The organism is Cellulosimicrobium cellulans (assembly GCF_016907755.1).
GTDB classification, from domain to species: Bacteria; Actinomycetota; Actinomycetes; order Actinomycetales; family Cellulomonadaceae; genus Cellulosimicrobium; species Cellulosimicrobium cellulans_D.
This window is the reverse complement of the sequence record NZ_JAFBCN010000001.1, coordinates 1,208,457-1,222,572: the sequence shown is the minus strand read 5'-3', so window position 1 is coordinate 1,222,572 and position 14,116 is coordinate 1,208,457. Positions and strand designations below refer to the sequence as shown.

11 protein-coding genes are annotated in these 14,116 nt (G+C 74.4%); 5 read left to right on the top strand and 6 right to left on the bottom strand.

The features are described 5' to 3' along the window. Positions 1-86 precede the first annotated feature (86 nt). From JOE63_RS05320 to JOE63_RS05310, 3 genes are all read right to left on the bottom strand, one after another. Positions 87-1,511: an MFS transporter gene (locus tag JOE63_RS05320; protein WP_204539694.1), complete on the bottom strand. Its 1,425-nt coding sequence runs from the start codon at positions 1,509-1,511 to the stop codon at positions 87-89. A 40-nt stretch (positions 1,512-1,551) separates the two neighbouring features. Next, complete coding sequence (locus JOE63_RS05315) at positions 1,552-2,682, bottom strand: FAD-dependent oxidoreductase (RefSeq protein ID WP_087472750.1); 1,131 nt, start codon at positions 2,680-2,682, stop codon at positions 1,552-1,554. A gap of 240 nt (positions 2,683-2,922) precedes the next feature. After that, positions 2,923-4,299 (bottom strand): MFS transporter, encoded by a 1,377-nt coding sequence (locus tag JOE63_RS05310; RefSeq protein ID WP_204539692.1) that lies wholly within the window; start codon positions 4,297-4,299, stop codon positions 2,923-2,925. An 89-nt stretch (positions 4,300-4,388) separates the two neighbouring features. Here JOE63_RS05310 and mshD point away from each other — a divergent pair, with 89 nt between their 5' ends. From mshD to JOE63_RS05295, 3 genes are read left to right on the top strand one after another with little or no spacing between them, the layout of a single operon-like run. Next, positions 4,389-5,402: a mycothiol synthase gene (gene mshD, locus JOE63_RS05305; RefSeq protein ID WP_307839943.1), complete on the top strand. Its 1,014-nt coding sequence runs from the start codon at positions 4,389-4,391 to the stop codon at positions 5,400-5,402. A gap of 43 nt (positions 5,403-5,445) precedes the next feature. Continuing rightward, complete coding sequence (locus JOE63_RS05300) at positions 5,446-7,710, top strand: RNA degradosome polyphosphate kinase (protein ID WP_087471049.1); 2,265 nt, start codon at positions 5,446-5,448, stop codon at positions 7,708-7,710. 3 nt (positions 7,711-7,713) lie between these two features. Next, entirely contained in the window at positions 7,714-8,751 is a 1,038-nt protein-coding gene (locus JOE63_RS05295; RefSeq protein ID WP_087471048.1) for an NUDIX hydrolase, read from the top strand. Between the two features lie 85 nt (positions 8,752-8,836). Here JOE63_RS05295 and JOE63_RS05290 read toward each other — a convergent pair whose 3' ends face one another. From JOE63_RS05290 to JOE63_RS05280, 3 genes are all read right to left on the bottom strand, one after another. Beyond that, positions 8,837-9,838 (bottom strand): inorganic phosphate transporter, encoded by a 1,002-nt coding sequence (locus tag JOE63_RS05290; protein ID WP_087471047.1) that lies wholly within the window; start codon positions 9,836-9,838, stop codon positions 8,837-8,839. Between the two features lie 5 nt (positions 9,839-9,843). Then, the gene (locus JOE63_RS05285) at positions 9,844-10,464 is read right to left on the bottom strand and encodes a DUF47 domain-containing protein (RefSeq protein ID WP_021482999.1); all 621 of its coding nucleotides are present in this window, start codon (positions 10,462-10,464) and stop codon (positions 9,844-9,846) included. A gap of 580 nt (positions 10,465-11,044) precedes the next feature. Continuing rightward, positions 11,045-11,644 carry a hypothetical protein gene (locus JOE63_RS05280; protein WP_204543463.1) on the bottom strand — a complete coding sequence of 200 codons (600 nt, stop codon included), beginning with the start codon at positions 11,642-11,644 and terminating at the stop codon, positions 11,045-11,047. A 264-nt stretch (positions 11,645-11,908) separates the two neighbouring features. Between JOE63_RS05280 and JOE63_RS05275 the strand changes: the two genes are divergently transcribed. Beyond that, a complete protein-coding gene (locus JOE63_RS05275; protein ID WP_087471045.1) occupies positions 11,909-13,363 on the top strand; it encodes a sugar porter family MFS transporter in 1,455 nt (484 codons plus the stop codon). 175 nt (positions 13,364-13,538) lie between these two features. After that, positions 13,539-14,039: a MarR family winged helix-turn-helix transcriptional regulator gene (locus JOE63_RS21360; RefSeq protein ID WP_087471044.1), complete on the top strand. Its 501-nt coding sequence runs from the start codon at positions 13,539-13,541 to the stop codon at positions 14,037-14,039. The last annotated feature ends 77 nt before the right edge of the window (positions 14,040-14,116 follow it).

The following is a 14,116-nucleotide window of genomic DNA, read 5'->3' as shown; positions in this document are numbered from 1 at the left end:
GATCGGCAGCCGCGACTGCCGATCTGGGCCGGGAGCGCCGATCTCGTCGGCCTCCGTCAGCCCGGCCTCCGTCGGCCCGGCCTCCGTCAGCGCAGGGTGGCCCGCCGCGCCAGCGGGGCCGCGACGACCGCGCACACGACGACGAGGGCCGCGGCGCCCCACGCGAGCGCGCCGTACGACGAGAACCCGATGATCGCGCCGGCGAGGATGCCGCCGACCGCGCCGCCCGTGTTCATCGCGAGGTCGGAGAGCCCCTGCACGGACGTGCGCGACGGCCCGGGCGTGGCGTCGACGAGCAGTGCCGACCCGGCGACGAGCCCGCACGACCACCCGAGCCCCAGGAGCACGAGGCCGACCGTCAGGCGCGCGGAGTCCTCGCCCGGCGCGCCCGCGACGACGACCGCCGCCGCGAGGAGCAGCGCACCCCCGACGTAGAGGACGCGCGCGTGCCCGACCCGGTCCGCGAGCCACCCCACGACCGGGCTCAGCGCGTACATGCCCGCGATGTGCGCGCTGATGACGAGCCCGACGACCTGGAGCGTCGCGCCGCCGTGGTTCATGTGGACGGGCGTCATCGACATGAGCCCGACCATGACGAGGTGGCTGAGGACGATCGCGCCGAGGGCGAGGCGCGCCGTCGGGCTGGCCGACACGACGGCCCACCCGGCGCGCAGGCCGTCGCGCCACGACGATCCCTTGCCGTCGCCCGGTCCCGCCCCCGGCGCCGCACCCGAGGCCGCGCCGGGCACCGCACCGGGCCCTGCGTCGGACACCACGTCGGGCACCGCGTCGGGCACAGAGTCGGCCATCGCGCGCGACGCGAGCAGCGGGTCCGGTCGCAGCCAGACCACGACGACGGCGGCCGCCAGCGCGAACGCGACCGCCGCGAGGACGAACGGTGCGGCGCTCGGGGCCGTGGCGCCGTGCTGCGCGTGCCCGTCGCCACCGAGGCGCAGGCCCGGCCCGGCGACACGGTCCGCGACGCCGGCGAGCGTCGGGCCGACGACGGACCCGACCGTCGTCGCCCACACCACCACCGACAAGTCGCGGGCCCGCCGCTGCGGCGTCGCGAGGTCGGTCGCCGCGAAGCGCGACGCCAGGCCCGCCGCGGTCCCCGACCCGAAGAAGAGCATCGCGACGACGAGCAACGGCCAGGAGCCGACGAGCACGGCGACCGTCGCGAGGACCGCCCCGCCGGTCGCGACGCCGAAGCCGAGGAGCAGGGAGGGCCGCCGCCCGCGCTGTCCCGCGACGTGCGCGAGGGGCAGCGCGACCAGCGCGGCGCCGACGACGCCCGACGTCGAGGTGAGGCCCGCGATCGCGTCCGACCCCGAGAGCGCGGACGCGACGAGCGGGGCGACCGCGATCCCGCTCGCGACGCCGACGCCCGAGAGCACCTGCGTCGCGGCGAGGGTCGTCAGGGTGCGGCGCTGCGTCGGGAGTGCGGGGACGTCGGAGGTCGGGGTCGACGGAGGCGTCGACGGATCGGGGGCGGGCGGCTCGGTGCTCACCGGAGCACGGTAGGTCCCGGCGGGCCGCCCTGACGAGCCCTTACGCCGCCACCGGACGCCGAGATCCTGCCGCGCCGTGGTGCTCCGGGCGCGGTCCGAGCGCACGCAGCACGCCCCGCGCGGCCTCGCGCCCGGCGCGGTTGGCACCGATCGTCGACGCGCTCGGGCCGTACCCGACGAGCTGCACGCGGGGGTCACGGGCCGCCGTCGTGCCGTCGAGGACGATCCCGCCGCCGGGCGCGCGCAGGCCGAGCGGCGCGAGGTGGTCGAGCGCCGCCCGGAACCCGGTGGCCCAGAGGATGACGTCGGCGGGCTGGAACAGCAGGCCGTCGTCGTTCGCGCCCGCGGCCCACTCGACGCCCGACGCCGTCACCCGGTCGAACATCGGCCGGCGCCGCAGCACCCCGCTCGCGATCCCGGCGCGGTAGCGCGGGGAGAGCGGCAGGCCCGTCACGGAGACGACGCTCCCGGGCGGCAGCCCCGCCGCGGTGCGCTCGGCGACGCGCGCGACGGCGGCCCGGCCGAGCTCGGGCGAGAACTCCTCCTCGACCCAGACGGGCTCCCTGCGCGTGACCCACGTGGTCCCCGACGCGTGCGGGGCGATCTGGAGCAGGAGCTGCGTCGCCGACGCCCCGCCGCCCACGACCACGACGTGCTGCCCGGCGAAGTCCTCGGCGGACCGGAAGTCGTGCGTGTGGAGCTGGCGTCCGCGGAACGTCTCCATCCCCGGGTAGCGGGGCCAGAACGGCCGGGTCCACGTGCCCGTCGCGTTGACGAGGGTGCGCGTCCGCACGGTGAGCCCGTGCGCGTCCGGCCCGGTGCCGACCGTGGCGCGCACACGCAGCAGGGCGGGGTCGTCCGGGTCCTGCGCCACGACGTCGACCGTGACCGGGCGCACGACGCGCAGGTCGTTCTCGCGCTCGTACGCCGCGTAGTAGCGCGGCACCGCGACGTTGGCGCGCTCCGCGGGGTCGCCCGCCGGGAGGGGGACGCCCGGGAGGTCGTGCACGGCGTGCGTCTCCGCCATCGTGAGCGAGTCCCAGCGCTCCTGCCACGCGCCCCCGGGGCCACGACCGCCGTCGAGCACGAGCGGGTCGAGCCCGGCGCGCCGCAGGTGGTACGCGGCGGAGAGCCCCGCCTGCCCGGCACCGACGACCACGACGTCGCGCACGGCGCCCCCCGGGCCACCGGCGCCCCTCGCACCCGTGCCCACCGTCTCCCGCACGTCCGTCACCGAGCTCACGCCCCCCTCAACGACCGGGCCCGGCCGAACCTTCCCCGCCACCCCGGTGACGTGCCGAACACGAGGTTGCCGTCGTTCTCGCGCCCTGAACGACAGCAACCTCGTGGTCGACGGCGGACAACCCCGTGCTCGACGGCGCGCCGCCGCGGGCGGTGCCGCACGGTGCGCTCAGGCCCGGTCCGGGACGCGCCGCAGCGTGCGGATCGGGCGGACCGCCAGCAGGGCGACGACCGTGAGCGTCCCGACGACCGCGCCCACCAGGAGGACCCGGTCGGTCCCGAACGCGGCGACGGCGGGCCCAGCCAGTGCGGCGCCGATCGGGTACATGCCGACCGACCCCGCGACCTCGTAGGCGTGGACCCGGTTGAGCACGTCGCCCGGCACCTGGGTCTGCACGCTCGTCGCCCACATGACGCCCCACACCCCGACCCCGACGCCCACGAGCACCTGCGCGACCGCGAGCGCCCACACCGGCCAGCCGAGCACGAGGCCGAGCGGGTAGAGGGGGTAGGCGACGAGCGCCACGGCCCCGGCCGCGAGCGGTCGCCCGGGCTTGAAGCGGATCGCGAGCAGCCCGCCGACGACCGTCCCCACCCCGAGCGCGCTGTTGAGGACGCCGAACGCCGTCGCGCCGTGCTCGGGCACGACGACGCCCGCCGCCACGGGGAGCTGCGGCCCCCACGCGAGCACGGCGTAGACCATCCAGATGACGATGACGCCCCACAGCCAGGTGCGGGAGCGGAACTCGCGCCAGCCGACGGCGAGGTTGTGCCACAGGCCCGCCCCGGCCGGCGGCGCGGGGACGACGCCGAGCCGGAGCGCGAGCAGGCACAGCGCGCTGGTCCCGTAGGCGACGGCGGAGAGGATCATCACCCAGCCCGTCGACCCGAAACCCACGAGGACCCCGGCCAGGGCCGGGCCGCCCAGCCCGGTGATCGCCTCGGAGGTCCGCAGGATGCCGTTCGCCCCCTGCACGTCGCGCGCGACGAGCGGGACGGTCGACGCGGCGCCCGGCTGGAAGAGCGCGTTGGCGGTGCCCGCCACGACGAGCAGGGCGTACAGGTGCCACAGGTGCTCGATGCCCCGCACGAACAGGACGGCGAGCAGGACGTGCGCCGCGAGGTTCGCGAGGTCGGCGACGATCATCATCCGGCGGGCCGTGAACCGGTCCGCGAGGACCCCGCCGAACAGCACGAGGCCCGCGAACGGGGCGACGAGGAACGCCATCGCGTACCCCGCGACGGCCAGACCGTACCCGGAGCTGAGCAGTCCCGCCGAGACCGCCACGGGGAGCATCGCCCAGCTCAGCAGGCCCGCGCTGCGGGCGGTGAAGTAGTAGCGGAAGTTGCGCGACCAGATCGCCGGCTCCCGCGGCTCGCCCGGCGACGTCCCGGGACGCTCCGGACCGGCCGTCGTCACCGCGGGCGCCGCCACCGGCGACGCGCCCGGCACCTGCTCCGTCGCTTCCTCCACCGCGCACGCACCCATGGCGCCCCTGCCCTCCGTCGTCGATGCCGCGAACCGGTCGAGCGTGACAACCGTCACCCGTACCGAAACCTTCCCGACCAGGCACGATGCACCGTCCGCGTCCCGCGGGTTCGGCTGGGCGGCGACGCCGGGGGCAAGATGGACCGGTGGAGACCGCGATCCTCTGGCACACCGGGCCGCTCATCGACGACGTCGAGATCGCGCAGGTCCACGACCTCGCCGCGGCGGCCGAGCGCGCGGACGGCGTCGCTCCCCTCTCCGAGCAGCCGCTGCTCAACCTGCGCGAGGCGTCCGACGACGTCGTGCACCTCCTCACGTGGCGCGCGGGCCAGCTCGCGGGGTACGCCCAGGTGGACAAGCGCGGCGACGCACCGAGCGCGGAGATCGTCGTCGGCCCCGAGCACCGACGCCACGGGCTCGGCTTCCACCTGCTCGGCAGCGCGGCCGACCGCGCGGCCGAGCCGCGCCCGGGCGACCCCGACCTCGACGGCGTGCCGCACCCCGGGGCGGAGACCGACGGCGAGCCCGCCCGGGCGCAGCGCCCGCCGCTGCGCGTGTGGGCCCACGGCGACCTCCCCGCGGCCCGGGGTCTCGCCGCGCGGGCGGGGTACGACGTCGTGCGCGAGCTGCTGGTCCTCGAGAGGCCGCTCGCCGGACCGCAGGAGCGCCCCGTCGTCCCCGAGGGCCTGCGGCTGCGCGCGTTCGTGCCCGGGGACGACGACGACGCGTGGGTCGCGGCCAACGCGGCGGCGTTCGCGCACCACCCGGAGCAGGGCCGGCTCACGGTCGACGACCTGCACGCCCGGGTGCGCGAGGACTGGTTCGACGCCGCCGGCCTCCTGCTCCTCGAGCGCGACCCGGCGCCCGGCGACGGGTCGCCCGAGCTCGTCGGCTTCGTCTGGACCAAGATCCCGGCCGGCCAGCCCGACGGCGCGCGCGAGGGCGAGATCTACGTGGTCGGCGTCGTGCCGACCGCCCAGGGCGAGGGGCTCGGGCGGCTGCTGACCGGCGTCGGGCTCGCGCACCTCGCCGACCGGGGGGCCACGACCGCGGTGCTCTACGTGGACGGCGACAACGTGCCCGCCGTCCGCACGTACGAGCGCGCGGGCTTCACGCGGCGCGCGGTGCACGTGCAGTACGCCCGCCCGACCGCACGGTGACCCGTGTCACGCACCGTTCACCAACTGGTGCCACCATGAACCCATGACCGACACGTCCACGCAGCGCACGCTCGACCCGGACCTGGCCGCGCACATCGCCGAGCACATCGCGGAGGAGCCGGAGATCGAGCCGGTGGGTGCGGAGCTCGACCTCGGTCCGCTGCCCGACGACCGGTTCGCCGACCGCGAGCTGAGCTGGCTCGCGTTCAACCAGCGCGTGCTCGAGCTCGCGGAGGACCCGAGCCAGCCGCTCCTGGAGCGCGTGCGGTTCCTGGCGATCTTCGCGTCGAACCTGGACGAGTTCTTCATGGTCCGGGTCGCCGGCCTCAAGCGCCGCATGGCGACCGGCATCGCGGTCACGGCCGCCTCGGGCCTGTCGCCCCGCCAGGTGCTCGACGCGATCAGCGAGCGCGCGCACGACCTCATGGAGCGGCACGCGCGCGTGTTCGCGGACGACGTCCAGCCCGCGCTCGCCGCGGAGGGCATCACCCTCGTGCACTGGGACGAGCTCGAGACCCGCGAGCAGGAGCGCCTGCACAAGTTCTTCCGCAAGCAGATCTTCCCCGTGCTCACGCCGCTCGCCGTCGACCCGGCGCACCCGTTCCCGTACATCTCGGGGCTGTCGCTCAACCTGGCCGTCGTGGTCGCGAACCCGACCACGGGCAAGGAGCACTTCGCCCGGGTCAAGGTGCCGCCGCTGCTGCCGCGGTTCATCGCCGTCGACGCGCGGGGACGCCCGAGCGCGCCGACGTCGCAGACCGCCGCCCCGGACCGCGGGCCGACGTCGTTCGTGCCGATCGAGGAGGTCATCGCCCAGCACCTCGACCACCTCTTCCCCGGCATGGAGGTGCGCGAGCAGCACCTGTTCCGCGTCACGCGCAACGAGGACGTCGAGGTCGAGGAGGACGACGCGGAGAACCTGCTCCAGGCGATGGAGAAGGAGCTCCTGCGCCGCCGCTTCGGCCCGCCCGTGCGGCTCGAGCTGACGCACGGGATCAGCCCGCGCATCCGCGCGCTGCTCGTGCGCGAGCTCGGCGTCGTCGAGGAGGAGGTGTACGAGCTGCCCGAGCCGCTCGACCTCACGGGCCTCAACCTCATCGCGGACCTCGACCGCGCGGACCTGCACTTCCCGCCCTTCGTGCCCACGACGCACCGCCTCCTCGCGGAGGTCGAGAGCTCGACGCCGACCGACGTGTTCGCCGCGATCCGCGAGCGCGACGTCCTGCTGCACCACCCGTACGACTCGTTCTCGACGTCGGTGCAGACCTTCCTCGAGCAGGCCGCGGCGGACCCGGCGGTCCTCGCGATCAAGCAGACCCTGTACCGGACGTCCGGCGACTCACCGATCGTCGACGCGCTCATCGACGCCGCCGAGGCGGGCAAGCAGGTGCTCGCGCTCGTCGAGATCAAGGCGCGGTTCGACGAGCAGGCCAACATCTCCTGGGCGCGCAAGCTCGAGCAGGCGGGCGTGCACGTCGTGTACGGGATCGTCGGGCTCAAGACGCACTGCAAGCTCTCGCTCGTCGTGCGCCAGGAGTCGGACGGCCTGCGCCGCTACTGCCACGTCGGGACGGGCAACTACCACCCCAAGACCGCGCGCCTGTACACCGACCACGGCCTGCTGACGTGCGACCCCGACGTCGGGCAGGACCTCACGCGCCTGTTCAACCAGCTCTCCGGGTACGCGCCGCAGTCGCGGTTCCACCGCCTGCTCGTCGCACCGCGCACGGTGCGGTCCGGGCTCGTCGAGCGCATCGACCGCGAGGCGAGCGCCGCACGGGCGGGGCACGACGCGTGGGTGAAGATCAAGGTCAACTCCGTCGTCGACGAGACGACGCTCGACGCCCTCTACCGCGCGTCGCAGGCGGGCGTGAAGGTCGACCTCGTCGTCCGCGGCATCTGCGCCGTCCGCCCCGGCGTCCCCGGGCTCAGCGAGAACATCCGGGTCCGCTCGATCCTCGGCCGCTTCCTCGAGCACTCACGCATCTACGCCTTCGCCAACTCCGCCGGTCCCGCCATCGGCGAGGGCCCGGAGAGCGGGCCCGAGGTGTACATCGGGTCGGCCGACCTCATGCACCGCAACCTCGACCGCCGCGTCGAGGCGCTCGTGCGCATCACCGACCCCGACCAGGTCATCGAGCTGCTCGACCTGCTCGACGCGTCGATGTCCGAGCGCACCGCGTCGTGGCACCTCGACGCCGACGGCACGTGGCACCGGCCGGAGTCCGGTCCGGACGGCACGCCCCTCGTCGACCTCCAGGCGAGCCTCGTGCAGCGACAGCGCCGCCGGCTCGTCGGGAGGCGGTAGCGGATGGGTGTGCCCTCCCCCGCCCTGCGCAGCGGTCTGCCCCTCGTGGACGCCCTCGGCCCGACCCACGTCTCGCACGCCCCGGTCATCGAGTCCGCGGGTGCCCTCGTGTGGCGCGTGCGCGACGACGACCTCCAGGTCCGCCTCGTCCACCGGCCCCGGTACGACGACTGGTCGTGGCCCAAGGGCAAGCTCGACCCCGGCGAGACGTTCCAGGCCGCCGCGGCGCGCGAGGTCGCCGAGGAGACGGGCAAGCCGGTCGTGCTGGGCGTCCCCCTGCCGGGACTGCAGTACCTCACGCCCGAGGGCCGCGTGAAGCGCGTGCACTACTGGGCCGCGCGCAAGGCGTCACGTCGGTCCGACGCCGGAGCGCTCGCCGCGCGCGCCCCCGTGCCGCCGGTGTCACCCCAGGAGATCGACCGCGCGGCCTGGCTCACGGCCGACGACGCCGCGCAGCGCCTCACGCGCCAGGCCGACCGCGCCCCGCTCGAGGCGCTCGTGCGCGAGCGCGAGGAGGGCCGGCTGGCGACGCACGTCGTCGTCATCGCCCGGCACGGCAAGGCCGTCGCGCGCTCGGCGTGGCACGGCGACGAGCAGGACCGGCCGCTCACCCCCGCGGGGCACGCCCAGGCCGTCGCCCTGGTGCCGGTGCTCGCGGCGTACGGGGTCGAGACCGTCGTGACGAGCCGCTGGGACCGCTGCGCCCAGACGATCGCGCCCTACGCCGGCGCGTCGGGGCTGGAGACCGTGAGCATCGACCACCTCACGGAGGCGCAGCACGAGCGCTCCCCCGCGCGCGTCGCGCGGACCGTCCGCGAGCTCCTCGAGGCCGAGACGTCGTCGGTGCTGTGCACCCACCGGCCCGTGCTGCCCACCGTGCTCGACGTGCTCGGGCAGCACTCGCGGCGACCCGTCGCGAACGCCCTGCCGACGCACGACCCGTTCCTCGAGCCGGGCGAGATGATCGTCGCCCACGTGGCCCGCACGCCCCGGGGCCCGCGGGTCGTCGCGGCCGAGAAGGTCGCCCCGCCGCTCCACTGACCGCCCACAGCACGGACGCGCGGCCCGGACGGGCGACCTCGAGGTCGTTCGTCCGGGCCGCGCGTCACGACCTGCGCGAGCAGGGTCAGAGCAGGATCGGGCTGAGGATCCAGTAGACGACGGCGGCGACGAGCGCGGCGGCCGGGATGGTCAGGACCCACGCGACACCGATGTTCTTCGCGACGCCCCAGCGGACCGCGGACAGCCGCTTGGTCGCGCCGACGCCCATGATCGCGGACGTGATCGTGTGCGTCGTGGACACCGGCGCGTGGAAGATGAACGCGTTGGCGTACAGCACGACCGCGGAGACCGACTCGGCGACGAAGCCGCGCGCCGGGTCGAGCTCGATGATCTTGCGGCCCAGCGTGCGCATGATGCGCCACCCGCCGGCGTACGTGCCGAGGGAGATCGCGGTCGCCGCGGACAGCTTGACCCACAGCGGGATCGTGTTGTCGTCCTGGAACCCGCCGGCGACCAGCGCGAGCACGATCACGCCCATCGTCTTCTGCGCGTCCTGGAGCCCGTGCCCCAGGGCCATCGCCGCCGCCGAGGCGGTCTGCGCGATGCGGAAGCGGCGGAACGCCCGCGCGGGCGCAGCGTTCCGGAACACCCACAGCAGGAGCACCATGAGCGCGAACGCGAGGCCGAAGCCGATGAGCGGCGAGAAGATCATGGGCAGCACGACCTTGTCGAGGATCGCGTCCCAGTGGACCGTGATGCCCGACGCGATCCCGACGCCCGCGAGGCCGCCGATGATCGCGTGCGTCGACGACGACGGCAGCCCCAGCCACCACGTGATGAGGTTCCACGTGATCGCGCCGACGAGACCGCACAGCACGATGACGAGGCCTTGATGGGGTGGGACGTCGTTGACCGCGACGATGTCCTCGGCGATGGTCTGCGCGACGGCCGTGCCGAGCAGGGCGCCGATGAGGTTGAACACCGCCGCCATGAGGAGCGCCGCGCGCGGCGTGAGGGCCCTGGTCGAGACCGAGGTCGCGATGGCGTTCGCGGCGTCGTGGAACCCGTTGGTGTAGTCGAACGCCAGGGCGAAGGCCACGACGACGACGACGAGCACTGCCTCCACGGGGCTCAGGACTCCTTGAGGGCGATGGTCTCGACCGTGTTCGCGACCTTCTCGAAGGCGTCGGCCGCCTGCTCGAGGACCTCGACGATCTCCTTGAGCTTCATGAGGAGGACCGGGTCGGACACGTCGTCGAACAGCTCGGCGAGCAGCTTGCGGTGCACCTTGTCCGCCTGGTTCTCCAGGCGGTTGACCTCGACCCAGTACTCGGGGAGGTCGTCCATGGAGCGCAGGCGCGGCATCGCCTCCGCCGTGAGCTCCGACGCGCGCTGGAGCACCTGGACCTGCTCGGACACGCGGGCCGGGAGCTCGTCCACCTTGTAGAGGACGATGAGGTCGGCCGCCTCCTCCATGTAGTCCATGCAGTCGTCGAGCGCCGACGCGAGGGCGTAGATGTCGTCCCGGTCGAACGGAGTGACGAACGTCTGGTTGAGCCGCCGCATGATCGAGTGCGTCGCGTCGTCCGCGAGGTGCTCGGTCTCGCTGAGCTGCTTCGCGAGCTGCTTGCGCGTCGGGCGGTCCGCGCCGAGCAGCTCCGCCAGTAGCGTGGACCCTGTGACCAGGTGCTGCGCCGAGGCGGCGAGAAGGTCGAAGAACGAGGTGTCGCGCGGTGTCAGGCGCAGGCGCACGGGAGGCTCCGGAAGGGACGCGGGGTAGGGGGCTGAGCTGGCGTCGGCCACAAGGGCCGCTCGGCCGCCGGACGGGCCGGTCGGCCGGGGTGGTCACGATCTCGGGTCGGATGATCTCTGGATGAACGCACGTCGAACTCTCGTCAAATGTAGCCGACGCGCGGAGCGATGCTGGAATCGTCGGGGCGAAGGTCCCGGATCCTCAGGACGCTCACAGCCCGCACCCGGCGTCATCGCCGGGACCGGCCAGCCGTCCCGTGCGCGACGCCGTGGGCGCAGGGGGAGGGAGGGCGAGGGAAGTTGGCGACGCCGGACCGGGAGCGCCTCTCGGCGCGTGGCCGCTCGTAGCGGCTGAGTGTGGAGCCCGGGGCTACCGCGGCCCGGCGTCGTGAACCATCGTACGTGCCGACCGGCCCCCGAGGTACCCGGCCGGCCTCGTGTTCGCGCTCCGCGAGACCCCCGCCCTCCGACGTGCGCACCGCCCCCGGATCCCGCACCCTCCGCCCCTACCAGCCGAGGGAGAGCCCCGGCCCTCCGAAGCAGAACCGTGGTCGCGCGGTCTGGGTTCTCCCGCGGCAGCTCAGTCGAGGCGGTCGGCGCGCCAGAGCTCGGCGGCGTGCTCGAGCTCCTGGGCCGTGCGCAGCAGCGACCCGGCGCCGCGAGTCATGCGGAGCGCGCCGTCGGGGTCGGCGACCTCGCGCGCGTCGGCGTCGAACGCGGCGCCGGTGGCGAGGATGCGGCAGAACGACCCGGCCCGTTCGAGCGCGACGGCGAGGTCGCCGGTGAACACGCCGGAGAGCACGGCGTCGGCGAGGTCGCGCACGTCCTGGGGGCCGGGTGGCCGTGGGACCCCGGCGATCGCCTCGTGGACGGGGGCGGCGTCGACCCCGAGGCGGTACCGCAGCGTCACCGTCTGCGGGTCGCGGCGCACCCACTCGCGCAGCACGTAGAGCCGCCAGAGCGCGCCCGGGAGGGAGTTCGGGGCGGCGTCCGACCACAGGCCCGCCACGACGTCGAGCCCCTCGGTCTCGACGAGGTGGACCAGGCGCTCGACGACCTGGGGGTCCTCGGCGTCGCGGGCCCGGTGCACGATCGCACGCGCCGTGGTGTGCGCGACCTGGTCGCGCAGCGCGGGGTCGAGCTCGCCGGGGAGCTCGTCGGCGTCGCGCGGGTCGAGCATGGCCGGGCGGCGAGGTCGTCGCGTGCGGTCGGACCGGCCGGGGTCGGGCCGGTCTGCGGGGGTGGCGGGGACGTCGTCGGGCACGCGCCCAGTCTCCACCCGGCGGCGGCCCGGTCGCACCGGACCGGCTCGGCTCAGGGTCGCCGACCCACGCCGAGCCGGGCTCCGCCGCGGGCGGGACCCGTTCACCGCGCCGCCGAAAGCGCCCCGCCCTACAGTGACGAGAGGGGCCTGCTACCGGCTCCGGACGGAGCGGAGGATGACATGTCGAGCAGCGACGCAGCAGGTCACGCGACCGTGAGCGCACGCAGCGCCCACCGCAAGGCCATCGGTCTGGCCGTCGCCGCCGCGGTCGGAGGGTTCCTCTTCGGGTTCGACAGCTCGGTCATCAACGGGGCCGTCGCGGCGATCGAGGGACAGTTCGACCTCGACTCGGCGGTGACCGGGCTCGTCGTCGCGATCGCGCTCCTCGGCTGCGCGCTCGGCGCCTGGTCGGGTGGTCGCCTGGCCGACCGCTGGGGGCGGACGCGCGTCATGGTGATCGGCGCGGTCCTGTTCTTCGCGTCCTCGATCCTGTCGGCGATCGCGTGGTCGGCGTTCGACCTCGCGATCTGGCGCTTCATGGCGGGTGTCGGCATCGGCATCGCCTCGGTGATCGCCCCGGCGTACATCGCGGAGATCGCGCCGGCGCGGCTGCGCGGTCGCATGGGGTCGCTGCAGCAGCTCGCGATCACGGTCGGCATCTTCGCGGCGCTGCTGTCCGACCAGCTCCTCGCGGAGACGGCGGGCGGCGCCTCCAACGAGCTGTGGTTCGGGTGGGAGGCGTGGCGGTGGATGTTCCTCGTCTGCGTGGTCCCGGCGGCGGTCTACGGCATCCTCGCGATGCGCATCCCGGAGTCGCCGCGCTACCTGGTGGCCAAGGGTCGTGACGACGAGGCACGCGCGGTGCTGGAGTCCGTCCTCGGACCGGACGAGGACGTCGACGACCGCATCGCGCAGATCCACCGCTCGATCGCGGTCGACGAGAAGAACGCCCAGGAGGGGACGCTCAAGGGCTCGTCGTTCGGGCTCAAGCCGATCGTGTGGGTCGGCATCCTGCTGTCGGTGTTCCAGCAGTTCGTCGGGATCAACGTGATCTTCTACTACTCGACGACGCTGTGGCAGGCGGTCGGGTTCGACGAGAGCCAGTCGTTCCTCGTGTCGACGATCACGTCCGTGACGAACGTCGCGGTGACGTTCATCGCGATCGCGCTCGTGGACAAGGTGGGCCGTCGTCCGATCCTGCTCATCGGCTCGGCGGGCATGACGGTGTCGCTCGGCATCATGGCGCTCGCGTTCACGCAGTCCAGCGGGACCGGGGACAACATCACGCTGCCGGACCCCTGGGGACCCATCGCCCTGGTCGCAGCGAACGCGTTCGTCGTGTTCTTCGGGGCGTCGTGGGGGCCGCTCGTCTGGGTGCTGCTGGGCGAGATGTTCCCGAACCGCATCCGCGCGGCCGCGCTCGGCGTCGCGGCCATGGCGCAGTGGCTCGCGAACTTCGCGATCACCCTGACGTTCCCGCCGATGCTGTCGGCGTTCGGCGCCTCGATCCCCTATCTCATGTACGCGGTCTTCGCGGCGCTGTCGTTCGTCTTTGTCTTCAGCAAGGTCCCGGAGACCAAGGGCGTCGAGCTCGAGGACATGGGCGACGAGCGCGTGGGTCGCGCCGCGCACTGACGCCTCTCCTGCCGAACCCGGGGTCGGTCCTCACAGCCAGCGCGGGGTGGGGACGGACCCCGGGTTCGACCGTCTCCGGGCCTTCCCGCGGCACCCGGGAATTCCTTGCGCCGCACAATGGTTGCTGAAAGCAACTGACAGGCGTACGCTTGCCTGCAGCAACCAAGGAGTGCCCGTGCCCGTCATCACCCCCGCGACCACCGCGGACCCTGAGCTCGCACCCGACCCGTCCCCCGCGGCGGGCCTCATCCGCGCGCTCGACGAGCTGGCCCGCGCCCAGCGCGAGTCGGCCGTGCGCATCGCGCGGGACCTCGACATCCCGCGCTCGTCGTTCGGGCTGCTCCGCATGCTCCAGCGGTGCGGCCCCGTCCAGCTCGGGGACGTCGCCGCGAAGCTCCGCGTCGACCTGTCCGTGGCCAGCCGCCAGGTGAGCCACCTGGTCGACGAGGGCCTCGTCCGCCGCACGGTGGACGACGACGACCGGCGCGCCCGGACCGTCGAGCTCACCGACACGGGGCGCGGGCTCGTCCTGCGGGCGTACGAGCACATCGACGCCCTCGCCGCCACGACGTTCGCCGAGTGGCGCGACGAGGAGATCGTCGAGGCCACACGCCAGATCGAGCGCGTGGCCTCGGCGGTCGTCGCCGGCCACGACGCACCCCGTACGACCGGGTGACCGACGGCGCCCGCCGGCACCACCGCCGTCGGGCACGTCCCCCGACCGCCGACCGCGCCGCCGCGCGGACCGGCCAC

What these genes read in the sequence shown, in the direction of transcription:
- JOE63_RS05275 (WP_087471045.1), top strand. Translation starts at nt 11,909, where the DNA reads ATGTCGAGCAGCGACGCAGCAGGTCACGCGACCGTGAGCGCACGCAGC.
- JOE63_RS05295 (WP_087471048.1), top strand. Translation starts at nt 7,714, where the DNA reads ATGGGTGTGCCCTCCCCCGCCCTGCGCAGCGGTCTGCCCCTCGTGGAC.
- JOE63_RS05280 (WP_204543463.1), bottom strand. Translation starts at nt 11,644, where the DNA reads ATGCTCGACCCGCGCGACGCCGACGAGCTCCCCGGCGAGCTCGACCCC.
- JOE63_RS05300 (WP_087471049.1), top strand. Translation starts at nt 5,446, where the DNA reads ATGACCGACACGTCCACGCAGCGCACGCTCGACCCGGACCTGGCCGCG.